The sequence below is a fragment of the Paraburkholderia sp. Tr-20389 genome, assembly GCF_017104565.1.
Taxonomy (GTDB): Bacteria; Pseudomonadota; Gammaproteobacteria; order Burkholderiales; family Burkholderiaceae; genus Paraburkholderia.
This window is the reverse complement of sequence record NZ_JAAGPD010000025.1, coordinates 86958-103226: the sequence shown is the minus strand read 5'-3', so window position 1 is coordinate 103226 and position 16269 is coordinate 86958. Positions and strand designations below refer to the sequence as shown.

19 protein-coding genes are annotated in these 16269 nt (G+C 61.1%); 12 read left to right on the top strand and 7 right to left on the bottom strand.

Going from position 1 to position 16269, the window contains the following annotated elements; translation table 11 throughout:
- Nucleotides 1-95 precede the first annotated feature (95 nt).
- The 3 genes from G3N95_RS22280 to G3N95_RS22270 all read right to left on the bottom strand — a co-directional run bounded on the left by G3N95_RS22280 (nucleotide 96) and on the right by G3N95_RS22270 (nucleotide 2851).
- The gene (locus G3N95_RS22280; RefSeq protein ID WP_205972234.1) at nucleotides 96-1571 is read right to left on the bottom strand and encodes a sodium:solute symporter; all 1476 of its coding nucleotides are present in this window, start codon (nucleotides 1569-1571) and stop codon (nucleotides 96-98) included.
- Nucleotides 1568-1765, bottom strand: a complete 198-nt coding sequence (locus tag G3N95_RS22275) for a DUF3311 domain-containing protein (protein ID WP_205972233.1) — start codon at nucleotides 1763-1765, stop codon at nucleotides 1568-1570. Before G3N95_RS22275 ends, G3N95_RS22280 begins: the two co-directional genes overlap by 4 nt.
- A gap of 195 nt (nucleotides 1766-1960) precedes the next feature.
- Nucleotides 1961-2851: a LysR family transcriptional regulator gene (locus tag G3N95_RS22270; protein WP_205972232.1), complete on the bottom strand. Its 891-nt coding sequence runs from the start codon at nucleotides 2849-2851 to the stop codon at nucleotides 1961-1963.
- A 167-nt stretch (nucleotides 2852-3018) separates the two neighbouring features.
- Here G3N95_RS22270 and G3N95_RS22265 point away from each other — a divergent pair, with 167 nt between their 5' ends.
- The 8 genes from G3N95_RS22265 (at nucleotide 3019) to G3N95_RS22235 (ending at nucleotide 9677) form a co-directional block, all read left to right on the top strand.
- Nucleotides 3019-3744: a pirin family protein gene (locus G3N95_RS22265; RefSeq protein WP_205972231.1), complete on the top strand. Its 726-nt coding sequence runs from the start codon at nucleotides 3019-3021 to the stop codon at nucleotides 3742-3744.
- 43 nt (nucleotides 3745-3787) lie between these two features.
- Complete coding sequence (locus G3N95_RS22260; protein WP_205972230.1) at nucleotides 3788-4198, top strand: DoxX family protein; 411 nt, start codon at nucleotides 3788-3790, stop codon at nucleotides 4196-4198.
- 318 nt (nucleotides 4199-4516) lie between these two features.
- On the top strand, nucleotides 4517-5653 hold the full coding sequence (locus tag G3N95_RS22255; protein WP_205972229.1) for a porin: 1137 nt from the start codon (nucleotides 4517-4519) through the stop codon (nucleotides 5651-5653).
- A 193-nt stretch (nucleotides 5654-5846) separates the two neighbouring features.
- Nucleotides 5847-5981, top strand: a complete 135-nt coding sequence (locus G3N95_RS40895; protein WP_277398026.1) for a hypothetical protein — start codon at nucleotides 5847-5849, stop codon at nucleotides 5979-5981.
- 169 nt (nucleotides 5982-6150) lie between these two features.
- Nucleotides 6151-7185 carry a fatty acid desaturase gene (locus G3N95_RS22250; protein ID WP_205972228.1) on the top strand — a complete coding sequence of 345 codons (1035 nt, stop codon included), beginning with the start codon at nucleotides 6151-6153 and terminating at the stop codon, nucleotides 7183-7185.
- Between the two features lie 37 nt (nucleotides 7186-7222).
- Nucleotides 7223-7570 carry a MocE family 2Fe-2S type ferredoxin gene (locus G3N95_RS22245; protein ID WP_205972227.1) on the top strand — a complete coding sequence of 116 codons (348 nt, stop codon included), beginning with the start codon at nucleotides 7223-7225 and terminating at the stop codon, nucleotides 7568-7570.
- Nucleotides 7567-8814 (top strand): FAD-dependent oxidoreductase, encoded by a 1248-nt coding sequence (locus tag G3N95_RS22240; protein ID WP_205972226.1) that lies wholly within the window; start codon nucleotides 7567-7569, stop codon nucleotides 8812-8814. The genes G3N95_RS22245 and G3N95_RS22240 overlap by 4 nt, the downstream gene beginning before the upstream one ends.
- Complete coding sequence (locus tag G3N95_RS22235; RefSeq protein ID WP_205972225.1) at nucleotides 8811-9677, top strand: sugar phosphate isomerase/epimerase; 867 nt, start codon at nucleotides 8811-8813, stop codon at nucleotides 9675-9677. Before G3N95_RS22240 ends, G3N95_RS22235 begins: the two co-directional genes overlap by 4 nt.
- Here the strand turns inward: G3N95_RS22235 and G3N95_RS22230 are convergent.
- Nucleotides 9667-10704, bottom strand: coding sequence for a LacI family DNA-binding transcriptional regulator (locus tag G3N95_RS22230; RefSeq protein ID WP_205972224.1), 1038 nt, complete (start codon nucleotides 10702-10704; stop codon nucleotides 9667-9669). The two genes, G3N95_RS22235 and G3N95_RS22230, sit on opposite strands and share 11 nt — an antisense overlap.
- Before the next feature lie 110 nt (nucleotides 10705-10814).
- Between G3N95_RS22230 and G3N95_RS22225 the strand changes: the two genes are divergently transcribed.
- On the top strand, nucleotides 10815-11642 hold the full coding sequence (locus G3N95_RS22225; RefSeq protein ID WP_205972223.1) for an SDR family oxidoreductase: 828 nt from the start codon (nucleotides 10815-10817) through the stop codon (nucleotides 11640-11642).
- A gap of 47 nt (nucleotides 11643-11689) precedes the next feature.
- Here the strand turns inward: G3N95_RS22225 and G3N95_RS22220 are convergent, their stop codons facing one another.
- Nucleotides 11690-12604, bottom strand: coding sequence for a LysR family transcriptional regulator (locus tag G3N95_RS22220; protein WP_205972222.1), 915 nt, complete (start codon nucleotides 12602-12604; stop codon nucleotides 11690-11692).
- A 765-nt stretch (nucleotides 12605-13369) separates the two neighbouring features.
- Here G3N95_RS22220 and G3N95_RS22215 point away from each other — a divergent pair.
- A complete protein-coding gene (locus G3N95_RS22215) occupies nucleotides 13370-13582 on the top strand; it encodes a hypothetical protein (protein WP_205972221.1) in 213 nt (70 codons plus the stop codon).
- A 122-nt stretch (nucleotides 13583-13704) separates the two neighbouring features.
- Nucleotides 13705-14223, top strand: a complete 519-nt coding sequence (locus G3N95_RS22210) for a phasin family protein (protein WP_205972220.1) — start codon at nucleotides 13705-13707, stop codon at nucleotides 14221-14223.
- Nucleotides 14224-14329: 106 nt separating this feature from the next.
- Here the strand turns inward: G3N95_RS22210 and G3N95_RS22205 are convergent, their stop codons facing one another.
- On the bottom strand, nucleotides 14330-14539 hold the full coding sequence (locus G3N95_RS22205; protein ID WP_205972219.1) for a hypothetical protein: 210 nt from the start codon (nucleotides 14537-14539) through the stop codon (nucleotides 14330-14332).
- A gap of 166 nt (nucleotides 14540-14705) precedes the next feature.
- On the opposite strand from G3N95_RS22205, the gene G3N95_RS22200 reads away from it, so the two are divergent.
- On the top strand, nucleotides 14706-15773 hold the full coding sequence (locus tag G3N95_RS22200; protein ID WP_205972218.1) for a hypothetical protein: 1068 nt from the start codon (nucleotides 14706-14708) through the stop codon (nucleotides 15771-15773).
- A gap of 91 nt (nucleotides 15774-15864) precedes the next feature.
- Here the strand turns inward: G3N95_RS22200 and G3N95_RS22195 are convergent, their stop codons facing one another.
- Nucleotides 15865-16203: a DUF4148 domain-containing protein gene (locus tag G3N95_RS22195; protein WP_205972217.1), complete on the bottom strand. Its 339-nt coding sequence runs from the start codon at nucleotides 16201-16203 to the stop codon at nucleotides 15865-15867.
- Between the last annotated feature and the right edge of the window lie 66 nt (nucleotides 16204-16269).

The window sequence follows — 16269 nt, the reverse complement described above, 5'->3', positions numbered from 1 at the left end:
AATCGGGCACGCAAATGCGCCAACCCAAAAGAAATCGGCCGAACCCGCGCCGCTTGCGCGGACGGATTCGGCCGATGCGTACGGCTACGACTCGATCAGGCGTGCGCGCGCTTCGGCGTGACCATCGAAACGATGAACGTCACGACGATATTCACGACCAGCGCGATCAGGCCGATATAGAGCGGCCACGTCGAACCGCCGACATGCAGCGCGAACACGGGCTTGAGGCCTTGCGAAATAGCGAGCCCTGTGCCGACGACGATACCCACCAGCCAGCCGAGGAACAGGCCCGGCGTGTTGAGACGCCGCGTGTACAGCGAGAACACGATGGCCGGGAAGATCTGCAGAATCCATACGCCACCGAGTAGCTGCAGGTCGATCGCGTACTGCGTCGGCAGGAACACGATGAACAGCAGCGCGCCGAACTTCACGACGAGCGACACGATCTTGGCCGTCGATGCTTCCTGAGCGGAACCCATATTCGGCGAAACGAGCGGACGCCACAGATTGCGCGTGAACAGGTTGGCTGCACCGATCGACATGATGGCGGCGGGCACCAGCGCGCTGATCGCAATAGCGGCAGCAGCAAAGCCGACGAACCACGACGGGAACAGCGTACCGAACAGCGTCGGCACGATGTCGGACGCCGACTTCACGTGCACGCCGGCCGCAATCGCCATATAGCCGAGCAGCGCGATCAGGCCGAGCAGCAGCGTGTATGCGGGCAGGAAGATCGCGTTCTTGCGCACGGTCTGCGCCGACGAAGACGACAGCACGGCCGTCATCGTATGCGGATACATGAAGGCGGCAAGCGCCGAGCCGAGTGCGAGCGATGCATACGCGGTGAATTGCGTCGGCTTCAGGATGATGCCCGTCGCGCCGCCCTTCGCCTGGAAGTACTGGTCGGCCGCATCGAACACGTGACCATAGCCGCCGAGCTTCACGGGAATCAGCCACACCGCCGCGATCACGACGATGTAGATCATGATGTCCTTGACGAACGCGATCATCGCGGGCGCGCGCAGGCCGCTCGTATACGTATAGAGCGCGAGGATGATGAACGCGATGATCAACGGAGCTTCGCCCGACACGCCGAGCCCCTTGATCACCACCTGCATGCCGACCAGTTGCAGCGCGATATACGGCATCGTCGCGACGATGCCCGTCAGCGCCACGGCTGCGGGAAACCACTTGCCGCCGTATTCGCCGTGCACGTAGTCGGCTGCCGTGATGTGGTTCTTCGCATGCGCGATCTTCCACAGCTTGGGCATCACCGCGAACACGAACGGATAGACGATGATCGTATAAGGCAGCGCAAAGAAGCCATACGCGCCGACGGAATAGACCAGCGCGGGCACGGCGATCACCGTGTAGGCCGTATAGAAATCGCCGCCGACGAGGAACCACGAAATGACTGTGCCGAATTGACGGCCGCCGAGGCCCCATTCGTGCAACTGCGTGAGGTCGCCCGCTTTCCAGCGCGCAGCGATGAAACCCATCACGGTGACGAGCACGAAGAATGCGATGAAGACAGTCATCGCGACCGGGTTCACAGGGTTCATATCGCTCATTTGATGCCCCGGTACACGACGTAGATCAGCAGCGACGTGAGCGGAACCCACAGAAACTGATACCAGTAGAAGAAAGGAAAGCCGGCGCATGAAGGGCGCGTGTCGTTATAGAAAGGCAGCCACAGCAACGCGACATAGGGGATCAGCAAGATGAGCCAGAGCCATGAACGGCCGGCCGGTTCGGTAGGTTCCACGATTGTCCCTCTTTTGTCTATCTGATTGAATCCGCCTTGCTGGCGCGCGCTGCAAATATGCGCGTGCGTGCATATTCACGCTGGCGCCCGCCAAGGTACGCGCATTATGTGCGAAAAGATTCATTGTTGCTGGCGCGGTAACAGGCCGTTATCGGACGTGCCTGAAGGCTTCGATTGTTTCGTCGGGACGTCGCTTTAGCGGCGTATCGCCTTCACGAAGCGTTCACGCAGGAACTGCGTGAACGCGCGTATCGTCACGGAAGACTGACGGTGCTGCGGATACACCGCATAGAGCGTCAACGGCGGCGAGACGAAATCGCCGAGCACTTCGACGAGCTTGCCGCTCGCGAGCGCATCGGCCACGATGAATTCCGGCAGCCGCGCAATACCGAGCCCCGCTACAGCCGCGTCGCGAATCACTTCGCCGTTGTTCACGCGCAGCGGGCCGTGCACTTCGATCGTCCTGCTCGCGCCATCCACGATATATTCCCAGCCGCTGCGCCCTTCCTGTCCATAGAGCAGGCAGGCGTGACGCGCGAGATCGTCGGGCGTCGCGGGCGGGCGGCGCGCCTTGCGATACGCGGGACTGCAACACGCGACCATGCGTATCTCGGCGAGCTTCTGCGCAATCAGCGTCGAGTCCGCCAGCGTGCCGATGCGCAGCGCCATGTCGAAGCCTTCTCCGACTACATCGACGACCCGGTCGCTCAGCTCCATGTCCACACGCACATCCGGATTGGCGCGCAGAAACGCGGCGACGAGCGGCGACAGATGGATCATCCCGAACGACATCGGCGCGCTGACGCGCAGCAGCCCACGCGGGTCCGAACGGCCCGACGTCATCGCCTGCTCCGCGTCCTCCACCTCGCCGAGGATGCGCGTCGCGCGCTGATAGAACTCATAGCCGAGGTCCGTCACGGCGAGCTTGCGCGTATTCCGCACCAGCAGGCGCACACCGAGGCTCGCTTCGAGCGCCATCACGCGACGGCTGACGAACTGCTTCGACAGTTGCAGCCGGTTGGCCGCCGCCGTGAAATTGCGCGCGTCGACGGTGGTGACGAAGATTTTCAGGTCATCCAGTTGCATGGCAGTTCGCTCGGTTCGGCTTAATTGTCAACTCAGATAAGACAGTAATTCACATTTGACGACGATTATAGCCGCGCTGATTGACCTACACTTCTCATCACTGCTTCAGACAACGGCGCCGCCGATGTCGCGAGAGGCAAACGCAATTCAATAACAGGAGAAGGGAAATGATCGACATTCGCCACGCCAGCGACCGCGGACGCGCCGAACACGGTTGGCTCAGCTCGCGCCACACGTTCTCTTTTGCGAACTACTACGATCCGAAGCAGATCGGCTTCTCCGACCTGCTCGTGATCAACGACGACCGCGTAGCGCCCGGCCGCGGCTTCGGCAAGCACCCGCACCGCGACATGGAGATCTTCTCGTACGTGCTGGAAGGCGCGCTCGAGCACAAGGATTCGATGGGCACGGGCTCCGTGATCGTCCCCGGCGACGTGCAGTTGATGAGCGCGGGCACGGGCGTCGCACACAGCGAGTTCAATCACTCGGCCAGCGATCCTGTGCACTTCCTGCAAATCTGGATCGCACCGTCCGTCAAGAACGCGACGCCGCGTTACCAGCAGGAAAACTTTTCGGCGGAAGCGAAGCGCGGCACGTTGCGCCTCGTGTTGTCGCCGGATGGCAAGGACGGATCGCTCGAATTGCGCCAGGACGCGCGTGTGTATGCCGGTCTGTTCGACGGCAACGAAGCGGCAGGTATCGATATCGCCGCCGACCGCTATGCGTATGTCCACGTGGCTCGCGGCAGCGTGAAGGTGAACGGCGTCGAACTGAGTGAAGGCGACGGTGCGCGCATCCGCGACGAGCGCCGCCTCGAATTCACCGAAGGCGACGATGCGGAAGTCATCGTCTTCGATCTGCGCAACAACGAAGTGTCGGAACTGTGGTCCTGAGCGAATCACGCCAGAACCCTATTGAATTGAAAGAGGATTGAACATGAACACGTTTATCGAACAACGCAAGGATGCACTGCTGCTCGTCGCACGCGTGCTGCTGGTGGTGCTTTTCGTGCTGTTTGGCTGGAGCAAGCTGACGGGCTTCGCAGGCACCGAGCAATACATGGCTTCGACGGGTGCGCCCGTCCCGGCCGTGGCCGCGGTCATTGCGATCGTGATGGAGCTGGTCGTCGGCATCGTGATCGCCGTGGGGTTCAAGACGCGCGCCCTTGCCTTGCTGCTCGCGCTCTATACGCTCGCTACGGCATTCATCGGCCACCACTTCTGGACGCAGACGGGCATGGAGCAATACATCAACATGATCAACTTCTATAAGAACATCAGCATCATCGGTGGCTTGCTGCTGTTGTTCGTGACGGGTCCGGGCAAGTACTCGATCGACCGCGCATAAGCGAATCAACTCGTCATCGTAGTTCTCAAGGGCGGCCTCATGGCCGCCCCTTTCATTGGGCACACACGCAACAAAGCGTGTGCTTTAGGCATGAACGCAACACTCTTGTCATGTTCGCGGCGTAGTGCAAATTGATGTGATAAAAGTCCGCCTGCCTGCATGAAGCCCATGCGTACGGGCTTAAAAGACTCACAAAAGACTCACGAACGGCGAGATGAATCGCACGTTGCTTGCGGCGCAATCGCCCGTTTCGACTCCCGTCGCGCACCACAAAAACAAGCTCATGCAGTGTTCTCAACATATGAAAAGACAACACCCATGACCCAGCAATTCAAACGGACAGTGGCTGCATTCGGCGCGACGGCATGCGCCCTTGCCTGCCAGACGGCATTTGCGCAAAGCTCGGTGACGCTGTACGGCGTCGCGGACGTCGGCATTCGCTACCTCACGCATTCGAATGCGAACAACGATGGCCGTCTCTTCATGACCAACGGCGCGATCACGAACAGCCGTTTCGGCATCAAGGGATCGGAAGACCTCGGCAATGGACTGAAGGCGATCTTCCAGCTGGAAAGCGGCATCGATCTGCAAAGCGGCGCGCAATCGGATAGCCAGCGCCTCTTCAATCGCGCGGCGTTTGTCGGCCTGTCGAGCAACTACGGAACCGTCACGCTGGGCCGCCAGAAAACGCCGCTGTTCGATCTGCTCGGTGACACCTACGATCCTCTGACCGTCGGCAACTACTTCGAAAACGCATGGCTGCCCGTCGCGCTCGGCGCGGGCCTCTATGCGGATAACGCCGTGAAGTACGACGGCAAGTTCGGCGGCCTGAACGTCAAGGCGATGTACTCGTTCGGCACGAACTCGACGTCGACGGGCGCGAACGGCTTCTCCGGCCAGATTCCGGGGCACCTCGGCGCGGGCAACATGTATGGCTTCACCGCGTCGTACTCGTTCGGCGCATTGAGCGTCGCGGCCGGCGTGCAGCAGAACAGCGACAACTCGAACAACAAGCAGACCATCTACAACGCGAATGCGGTCTACGCGTTCAGCACGGCAAAGATCTATGTCGGCTATCTGCATTCGACGGACGACACCGGCTTCGTCGACAGCACGCTCGCGCAGCGCGACCTGACGCTCGGCGTCGACATCCTGAAGGGCTCGGGCCGCAAGGACGACGGTCCGTTCGCAGGCGTGACGTGGCAGGCAACGCCCGCGCTGCTGCTGACTGGCGCGTTCTACTACGACCATATGAAGAACGCGGCAATCGGCGGCGGCGCAGTCGGCAGCGGCAACCGCTATACGGGCGTGGCCGTGGCGGAATACGCACTGTCGAAGCGCACGGAAGTGTATGGCACCGTCGACTTCAACAAGGTCACGGGCGCAGCGACGGTCGAACTGCCGGGCTCGACGAACCAGACGGGTGTGTCGGTCGGTATCCGCAACATCTTCTGATTGACGGCGATGCGCGCTGAACGGCGCGCTTGCCTGAACCATCCAACCTGCGAATCAGCGGGCGATATGGCTTTAAAGGGCCACGTCGCCCGTTTTTCGTATCGGGCGACGCGGCATATGCTTCCTGCTTAACTATGATATACAGGGAAAACCCGTAAATCGCAGTTGTTCAATTGCAGAGAGCAGTACCAGCATGAAACGCATTGCCGCCTTTTGTCTGACGACGTGGTCCGCCGCGGCGCTCCTCTATTTCGGCCAGCACTCGGTCGCGCTCATTGCGGTGAGCGGCGTCATTGTGTTCGGCGGATTCGATCTGCTGCGCCCTTAAGCCCCGTGTGGCCCGCGCCTAAGCGGCGTCCGGCCCGACCTGATGGAAATCCATCATTTTTCGACGTGAGGCTTCGCTCGCCTTCAACTATCTTTGTGCAAACGGAATGTGTTCCTGAAGCTGTCGCTGAAGGAAATCCCGCAATCACAAAGCATGAAGGAGACACCTCATGTCCTCGACTTCCGCCATCGACGGCGGCAGCACCAACGCACCCGGCTCCAGCGATCCCTCTTTCGACGCCCGCATGGCGGAGCAGTGGTATCAGCCGCGCATCCCGCGCGCCGTGCTCAAGGAACTGATGAAGCGCGACGACGCAGCCGGTCTGCGCAACTTCGTGCCCTGGTTCGTGCTGCTCGTCGCATCGGGCGCGGTAGCGGCGTTCACGTGGGGCACCTGGTGGGCCGTGCCCGCGTTCTTCGTGTACGGGACGATCTATTCATCGAGCGACGCGCGCTGGCATGAGCTTTCGCACGGCACGCCCTTCAAGACGCGCTGGCTCAACGACGCGTTCTATCACCTGTCGTCGTTCATGACGATACGCGAGGGCTACTGGTGGCGCTGGAGCCATGCGCGCCATCACACGCACACGTACTTCCAGGCACGCGACCCGGAAATCCAGGTGACGCGGCCGACGCACGTGCTGCCCATCATCGCGGACTTTCTCGGGCTGGTCGGCTGCACGCTCGAAATCAAAAAGGTCGTGCGCCATGCGTTCGGCCGTGTCGATGCCGCCACCGACGCATTCCTGCCCGCAAGCGAAAAGCCGAAAATGATCTGGTCGTGCCGCATCTATCTGGCCATCGTGATCGGCACGATTGCACTCGCTATCGCGATGCACAGTTTCCTGCCGCTGATGTTCGTCTGGACGCCGCGCTTCTATGGCGGCTGGCTGCATCAACTGCTCGGTCTCACGCAGCACGCCGGCCTCGCCGTCAACGTGAAAGACCATCGCCTCAACACGCGCACCGTGTACACCAACTTCGTGTTCCGCTTTCTTTACCTGAACATGAACTATCACCTCGAACATCATCTGCTGCCGATGGTGCCGTTCCATGCGCTGCCGCGTCTTCACGAAGCGATCAAGGACCAGTTGCCGCCCGCTTATCCGGGCGTGTATGCCGCTTACCGCGAGATGCTGCCCGCGTTGTGGAAGCAACGCACCGATGCGACACACGTGATCGAACGGACCATTCCCGCGGCCTGACCGATCGAACAAAAGCATAGAACAGGAGGAGATAGTCATGAGCGTCGAAACGAATGCCAAGATTCACTGGATTGCCGCCTGCGCACCCGACGACATCGATGAAGAAGACGTGATGCGCTTCGATCACGATGGCGCGAGCTACGCGGTCTATCGCATCGCGGACGGCTATTACGCATCGGAAGGCTGGTGCACGCATGAGAAAGCGCATCTCGCGGATGGCTTCGTGGTCAATCGCGAGATCGAATGTCCGCTGCATCAGGGGCGTTTCGACATTCCGAGCGGCAAGGCAAAGAGCGCGCCCGTATGCGTGCATCTGAAGACCTACCCTGTCCGCGTCGAAAACGGTGAAGTACTGCTTGGCCTTCCCGTACAGGACGCATCATGAGCACACAACCCGCGATGGTGATCATCGGCGCAGGCCAATGCGGCGTGCGCACCGCGGCCGCGCTGCGCGACAACGGCTGGGACGGCGAAATCACGCTGCTCGGCAATGAAGGCGCCGCGCCGTACGACCGGCCGCCGCTGTCGAAAGCCGTGCTGCTCGGCGAACGCAGCACCGAGCAATGCGCCTACCATGACGACGCGTTCTATCGCGATCAACGCATCGACTTGCGCATCGATGCATGCGTGCGGGAGATCGATCGCGGCGCACGCAAGGTCGTGTTGACCGATGGGCGCAGCATCGACTATCAGCGTCTTCTGATCGCAACGGGCGCCGAACCGAGGCGGCTCGACGTGCCCGGCGCGAATCTGCAAGGCGTGCATCTGCTGCGCACGGCAAGCGACGCCAATGCGCTCGCCGAAGCGTTGCAGCCGTCACGGCGCATCGTGATCGTCGGCGCGGGCTTCATCGGCCTCGAAGTCGCGGCGTCCGCAAGGGCGCGCGGTTGCGAAGTCGTCGTCGTCGAAGCCGGTGCGCGCGCGTTGATGCGCGCCGTGCCCGAAGTGGTCGCGGGCTACCTGATCGACAAGCATCGCGAGATGGACGTGCAGATCCATTTCGCCGCCCAGATCGAGCGCCTGCTCGGCAGCACGCATGTGACGGGCGTGAAGCTCAAGGACGGCACGCAGATCGATTGCGATTGCGTCGTGGTCGGCATCGGCGTAAAGCCGCGCACGGAACTGGCAGAGGCGGCAGGCATCGATGTCGCGGACGGCATCGCCGTCGACGATACCTTGCGCACGAACGATCCGCACATCTTCGCGGCAGGCGACGTGTGCTCCTTTCCGCATCGTCTGTTCAGGCGCCGCATGCGGCTCGAATGCTGGAAGAATGCCGAGGATCATGCGCGCATCGTCGCGCGCAACATGCTCGAACGTGGCGAAACGTATTCGGAAGTGCCGTGGTTCTGGTCGAACCAGTACGACATGACGATCCAGATTGCAGGCATGCCAGCATTCGGCGTGGAAAGCGTCGTGCGCGAAACAGGCGAGACGTCGCGCATCTTCTTCGCGCTCGATCGCGACGGCGTACTGGTCGGCGCGAGCGGCGTCGGCAAACTCAGCGAAATTGCGCGCGACGTGCGCCTCGCACAGACCCTGATCGGACAGCGCGCGTGCATCGACCGGGCGCTGCTCGAAGACCGCAACGTCAAGCTGAAGGGACTCATCGCCGCGGAGGCGCTATGACGCAACGGCTGGCCGTGTATCAATCGTTATGGGCGATGGAGCGGCGTCATACGGACGGCTTCGAGCGCACGCTCGAAGAGAATGTCGCGATGATCGCGCAAGCCGGCTTCGAAGGCGTGAGCACAGCGTATGAATCGCGCGACGACGTACGGCGTCTTTCGCATGTGCTCGCGCAGCACGGCCTGCAAGCGGAGGCGCAATGCTTTCCGCGCACGGTCGACGACCTGCGCCCGATTCTCGAACACGCCGTCGAGTTCGGCGCGCACCATATCGACTTGCAGCCGGACGTAAGACCGCGCCGCCTGGGCGACGCACTCGAACTGATCGACGGCTGGCAGCGGCTCGCGGAACAGGTAGACATTCCCGTCTACATCGAAACGCATCGCGACCGCATGACGACCGATCTGCACTTCACACTCGATCTGCTCGATGCGCGCCCCGATCTGCGTCTGCTCGGCGATCTGTCGCATTACCTCGTCGGCCGCGAATTCGCATGGCCGGTGAATGAAGAAAACGAAGCCGCGATGCAGCGGATCATCGAACATTCGTGGGCCTTTCATGGACGCGTCGCGAGCCGCGAGCAGGTACAGATCGAGATCTCGTTCGAGCCGCACCGCATGTGGGTCGATCTGTTTCTGCGCTGGTGGCGCGACGGCTTCGTTTCATGGCGCCGGCGCGCCGGTCCCGACGACACACTGGTCTTCACCTGCGAACTCGGGCCGAAGCCTTACGCGATCATCGGACGCGACGGCAACGATACGACCGACCGCTGGGCCGAATCGCTGCTGATGCGTCAATGGATACGCGATCTGTGGGATGACGTCGCGCAGGAAAACGCACCCGCGTTAGAAGCTAATCCGTAAGCGGCAGATTCTCGCGCAGCAGCACCGTCACGGGAATCTGCTGCGGCAATGTCACGCCGGGATCGCGATGATAGTGACGCAGGATCACTTCAATCGAATGCAATGCTTCGCCAACGGGGTTCTGATCGAGCACGGCATCGAGCACGCCTTCGATCAGCAAACGCCGCGATGTGTCGTTGAGTTCGTGTCCGATCAGCACCGTCTTGTGCACGCGGTCATTCGCACGCAGCACATTGCCGATGCCTTCGTCGCCCACCGAAATGTTGTAGATGCCGCGCAGGTCAGGATAACGGCGAAACGCGTCGCGTGCGAGGCTCTCCGTGAGCGACGATTGCTCGCGGCTCTCGACCGTCTCGACGATGTCGCATTTCGGAAAGCGCCGCCGCAGTACTGAACGAAAACCGCTTTCGCGTTCTTCGTGGCCGAGAAAGTCATGCATACCCGTCATCACGAGCACCTTGCCGCCCGCGTCGCCGAGAAAGCGGCCCATCAGTTCGCCCGCGACACGGCCCGCGCAGCGGTTATCGATGCCGACATAGGCGAGCCTGCCCGTACCGGGCAGATCGCTCGCCAGTGTGACCACGGGCATTCTGTGGCTCACTTGACGCAGCGCCGCCGTGATGTCGGGATGCTCGTAGGCGACGATCACGAGCGCGTCGGCCTTGCGCGTCGCACGTTCGATCGTCTCGACGACGGCCTGCGGCTCGAGGCTGTCGAAGTACGTGACGGCGCAAATCACACGCTGCGATTCAAAGGTTTTTTGCGCGAGTTCGAAGCCCTGCTTCAGATGCACGTAGTACTGCGCAGCGGGCTGCTGCAACAGGATCGCGATACGCAGCCAACGCACCGACACCGCTTCCAGCGCGCGATCGATCTTCAGCTTGCGCGCCCATTCGAGCACACGCGTTTCCTTGTCGCGCGACACGCCGCCACGCCCGTTCAATACCCGATCGACCGTCGCCTCGCTGACACCCGCTGCGCGGGCGATGTCGCTCATGCTCGTCTTGCGGCGGCGTGTATCGGACATGGTCGGATTCGTTGTGATCGGCATAGCGGCAATCATCGCATCGACGCAATCGACGTATCAAGCCGAGGTATCCACTAACCATTGCAGTACGACATTCACGGAGACACTGCATGAAGCCATTCGATTCGAAAGTCGCCATCGTCACGGGCGGTTCGCAAGGACTCGGTGCCGCCATTGCCAGGCTGTTCGTCGAACGCGGCGCGCGCGGCATCGTCATCTGCGGACGCGCGACAGAGAAAGGCGAAGCGAAAGCGCGCGAACTCGGCATGCTCGGAGAAGCAAATGGCACGAAGGTCGTGTTCGTGCAGGCGGATCTGTCGAACGTCGACGATTGCCGCAACGTGGTTGCTTGTGCCGATCGTCACTTTGGCCGTGTCGACGTGCTTGTCAACGCAGCCGCCCTGACAGATCGCGGCACGATACTCGACACCGATCCCGCGCTGTTCGACCGCATGTTCGCGACCAACGTGCGCGCGCCGTTCTTTCTGATGCAGGAGACGATACGCGTGATGCTGCGCGAGCGTATCGAAGGCGCGATCGTGAATATCGGCTCGATGTCGGCAATGGCCGGCCAGCCGTTCATCTCCGCGTATTGCGCATCGAAGGGCGCGCTCGCGACGCTCACGCAAAACACCGCGTACGCGCTATTGCGCAATCGCATTCGCGTGAACGGATTGAATCTGGGCTGGATGGCGTCAGACGGCGAAGACCGCATTCAGCGCGAATTTCACGGCGCCGCGGACGACTGGCTGAAACAGGCCGCCGCCGCTCAGCCGTTCGGCCGTCTGATCGACCCGGCGGAAGCGGCCCGCGCCGTCGCGTTTCTGGCAAGCAGTGAATCGGGCTTGATGACGGGGTCGATCGTCAATTTCGATCAGTCGATCTGGGGCGCTTATGAAGACGCGCCGCATCCCGCCGAGCCCATGAAAAGCATGTGAACGGACATGCCTGCTGCGCGCATCGGCGCAGCAGGCGAACGCGCACGTCAGTCCTTGATGCGCAGATCGGGATTGTTGTGCGCGATCTCCGACACCCAGTCGACGAACGCACGCAGCCGCGAACTGAGATTGCGGCGATGCGGATAGACCACCGATAGCGGCGTCGACGGGCTGTCGTACTCGGTCAGGATTTCGCGCAATGCGCCCTGGTTGATCAGCTCGGCCACCATGAAGCGCGACGGCTGGATGATGCCGTGACCGAGCGCGCCCGCATTGATGTACACCGAGCCGTCGTTGACGGCGAGCACGCTCTTCATCTGCACCTTCACCACTTCATCGCCCACGTTGTACTCGAACGGAAAGGTTCTCCCCGTTCGCGCCGACACGTAGTTCACGGCCTGGTGTTCAGCGAGTTCTTCGAGTGTCTTCGGCGTGCCGTGCTTGTCCAGATAGGCAGGCGATGCGCACGTGACGATGCGCGAACTGCCGATGCGTTTTGCAACGAGACTCGATTCTTCGAGCATGCCCATGCGGATCACGCAGTCCACACCGTCCTGGATCAGATCGATGTTGCGGTCCGCAAGGCCGAGGCGCACGTCGATTTCGGGGAAGCGCTGATAGAAGTCGTCGAGCACGGGCAGCAGCAACGCACGCGCAAGCGTACCCGACGTATCGACGCGAATCGTACCTGCCGGACTCTCGCGCTTGTTCGACAGCGAGGATTCGGCGTCTGCCACTTCGGCGAGGATGCGCACACATCGTTCGTAAAACAGCGCGCCGTCTTCCGTGACGCTCACCTGGCGCGTCGAACGGTTCAGGAGACGCACGCCGACATGCTCCTCCAGCGCCTGAATCGTCCTGCTCACCTTTGCGCGCGGCAAATCGAGCATTTCAGATACCTTTGAAAAGCTGTTCGCGTCCACCACGCGAGTGAAGATCTCCATTGCCTCGAAGCGATCCATTTCCTGTGCCCTGTCATTGTTTGGCGGCGAAGCCCTCTGCCATGGCAGAGTTCGCCCACTCGTACGGAACGGCACGCGCCGGTCCGGCGGCCGGCTGCCTCTCCCGCGCAGCCTGACGGGTAGAAAAATAGCACGGAGAAAATCGCCATGTACGAGAAGGGGCGCGAACGGCGGGGCTTTTGCGGTCGTTGTCCGATGCGCGCGACCTGCTGAAATCGACGTTTTTTTTGGCGTGCGGTCGAATGGCCGGCATTTCCGGATCCTGCCAACCCGCAGACCACCGATATACGATTAATAGTATTTATTCGCACGGCGCCGCGCGATTCACCTTTAAAACACCATTTTATCTGTGACTAAAAACCACGCCCGGAGGAAGTAAAACGTTTTACAGCATGATCGTACGTTCGTTAATTAACTGATCAAATGCCCCGCAGGCCGAACGTTGCATCATGCGAACCGAGTAATGCCTTGTCGGACAAGGATTTGTGTTTAGCGGACGGCTGGTCGACCCATTGCGGCAGTATTTTCCCGAAGCCTGTGATTCAAGCACGCAATAGTTTCCTGACATCCTTCCGATGAAACTGCTCCGCAGTATTTTGCTAATTCCGATTGAAATTTAATAATCGCCGCATTACGATGAGAGCCCCGTCGATGCCAAAAGCATTGTTCCGGGCAAACACTACCAATCATATTTACCGTCCGCGAATGCATTTGCAGGTCATTAATGCCGCGAACGGAAGGCTACGCGCCCTTCAGGAGATACCGATGCTGAGCCCACACGAATTTGCGACGCTCATGCTGATCAAGGACGCGACCGCTCAGTCCGATTTCGACAAGGCCGATCTGCTTGCGCTCGCCGACCGCGAGTTCATCACCATTGGGCTGTCTCACGCCAGCACGCTTCCGCGCCTCACGGATCGCGGACTTGCGTTGCTCGCCCGCCTGGGCGGCGTTAGCGCTCCGGCGATGGCCGTCTGAAGGCGGCATCAGCCAATCTGCCGATACCCGGCAACAACCGCTATTTAACCGGCGGCATCGAGCTTCGATCGCATCGATGCCACGGGCCCTTTGGTGTGCATTCAACCCTGCGAGGCCTTTCGATGCTCACGACTGTCAACGAAGTGACTGCCGCACAGAAAGCCGGTGTCGATACGTTCTTTCACATCGCGAACGAGGCAATGAACGGCTTCGAGAAGCTCGTTCAATTGAATGTCCACCTCTGGCGCGACAGCACGCAGCGCGCGATGAACGCGCTCGCCAACGGCGAACTGCCCGGCGTCGCAGCCGCGAGCCGGGGCGATCTGTCTTTTATCGAACGCGCAGCGCTTTATAACCAGCAGCTGTTCGGCATCGTCGCGAACACGCAGGCCGCGATCGTCAAGCACGCATCGGCGCAATACGAGTCGCAGATCGGCACCGTGCGCGCCGATCTCGACGACGCCGTACAACGCGCGCCCGCAGGCGCCGAAGTCGCGGTGTCGGCAATGAACTCGGCGATCACGGCCGCGAATGCGTTCTACGAGAGCATCTGGAAAACGGCACAGCAAGCAGTTGACATGGCCGAAAGCAATGCGAATCTCGTGACACGCAGCACAGGGAACACGTCGCACGCAGCCTGAATGGCCGTGCGCGAGCAACAGTTGTAGGAAACCGGACGCGATCCCCGCGTCAGGCGCATTTTGAGCCCGCTTTCGAGCGGGCTTTTTTTTGCTCGTCGCGATCGCGCTACCGATGTGGCGTGCTCTTCGTATCTCCGGGAACGATCGGCGGCTCGAAGTCCGGGTCGGTCGGCTCGCCGTGTGCGGCTTTGTCCTTGCGAGCGTTGCCGGCAATTCCATTCTTGTTGTCCGCGTTCATGCCGCCGGCGGGCAGCGGCGCTTCGGGTCCACCGGGTTCATCCATCGTATTGGGCTGTTGCTTCGTCATATGTCCCATGTCGTGCTCCTTGCTTTCGCACTAGCCATTTGCGAAGCAGCAACGCGTATTCCACGCATGTGAGGCCGTCGGATCGAAACGCGGCATGCAACATGCTGCCTCGCCACGGACGTCTTTACCGGGACGACGAAATCGACCTCACCACCCTGCACATTTTTCTAATCCGATGAAAAGACTTCCTGGCTTGCTCGCCTGTTGCGCGCTCACCCTGTTCGCCGGATGCACGAGCATCGGCCCCACCCGGCTGAAAGCGGATCAGGTCGACTACTCACGCGCACTTGGCGAAGCAAAGAAGCGGGAAATTCTCGCCGCGATGATCGGACTGCGTTATGCCGATGCGCCTTCCTTCCTGACCGTGAGCCAGATCATCGCGGCCTATAACGTCGATGCGTCCGCGTCGTCGACACTCAATGCGGGCTCAGGCAGCGTGCCGAACTATGCGTCGGTGACAGGCACCATGTCGTATTCGAACCATCCGACGTTCACCTTCACGCCGACAACGGGTGAAGCCTATGCGCAGGCGTATATTCGCCCCCTTGCGCCGACGCTCGTGCTGCCCCTCGCCGAAGGCGGCATCCCGATCGATCTGCTGCTGCGCATTTCGGCGCAATCGATAGGCGGTCTGCAAAACGGCACCGCGCTAGGCGGCGAAGACAGCGCGGGATCTCCGCAGTTCTTCCAGCTGATTCAGGCGTTCCGGCGGCTGCAACTGGCGGGCGAACTGAACGTCGAATCGCGCACCGAAAACAACGAACAGCATGTCTATCTCGTGCTCGGGACGGCCACCACTACGGACGCAGCGAAGGCGACGCCCGATCTGATGCTCGTGCGCAAGCTGCTGCATCTGAAGTCCAATAGCGGCAACTTTGAAATCGTGTACGGACAGTCGTCGCACGGCGGGGATCAGATCGCGATGCTGACGCGCTCGGTGCTCGGCATCCTCACTGATCTCGGCGCGCAGGTGCAGGTGCCCGACGATGCGATTCACAATGGCTCGACCAAGGCGACGGTCACGCTCGTCGGTGGCGAAACGCGGCCGACGATCATCGTGCAATCGGGCGACAAGCCGCCCGCTGACGCCTATGTCGCCATTCGCTATGGTCCGACGACGTACTGGGTCGAGCGCGCGGACTTCGATTCGAAGTATGCGTTCACCGTCGTGCAGAACCTGATGGCGCTCGCGGAAGCCGATACGAACAGCAAGGCGCCCGTCGTCACCATTCCCGCCAATTGATCGCGCTCGCGTTCGATAAAGAAGCGGGGTTGCATCTTCATGCAACCCCGCTTCCTGAAGACTCCTTGAAAGAGCCTTTACTCTTGATGCATTACCGGCCGAAATACACGCCCCTGGTTCCGTCATCGGGATGCGAGTGCATCGTCGGGATGGCCATCCCCGATGCCGCCGATCCACTCACCACACCGCCGTAGCTTTCGCCCTGGCCTTGCTGATCGGACAGCCTGCGCTCCGCAGCCTGCGCATTCGCAGGGTAATTCGTGCGGTCGCCTTCGCCCGGACGATAGCCTTCGCTCTCGACGTTCATCAGATCCTGCCTCACTTCACCGCGCGTCGCCGGCCGGTCCGGCTGGACTGTCGTCTGCGCGAAAGCCGTGACGGAGATACCCATGACGGCGGCAAGAACAGCAGCTTGCTTGAGCAGTTTCATGACTTCCTCCATGAAGTAGGTAGTACACGTTCAATAGCGCATACGCTGTACCAGCCAGGTTCATGA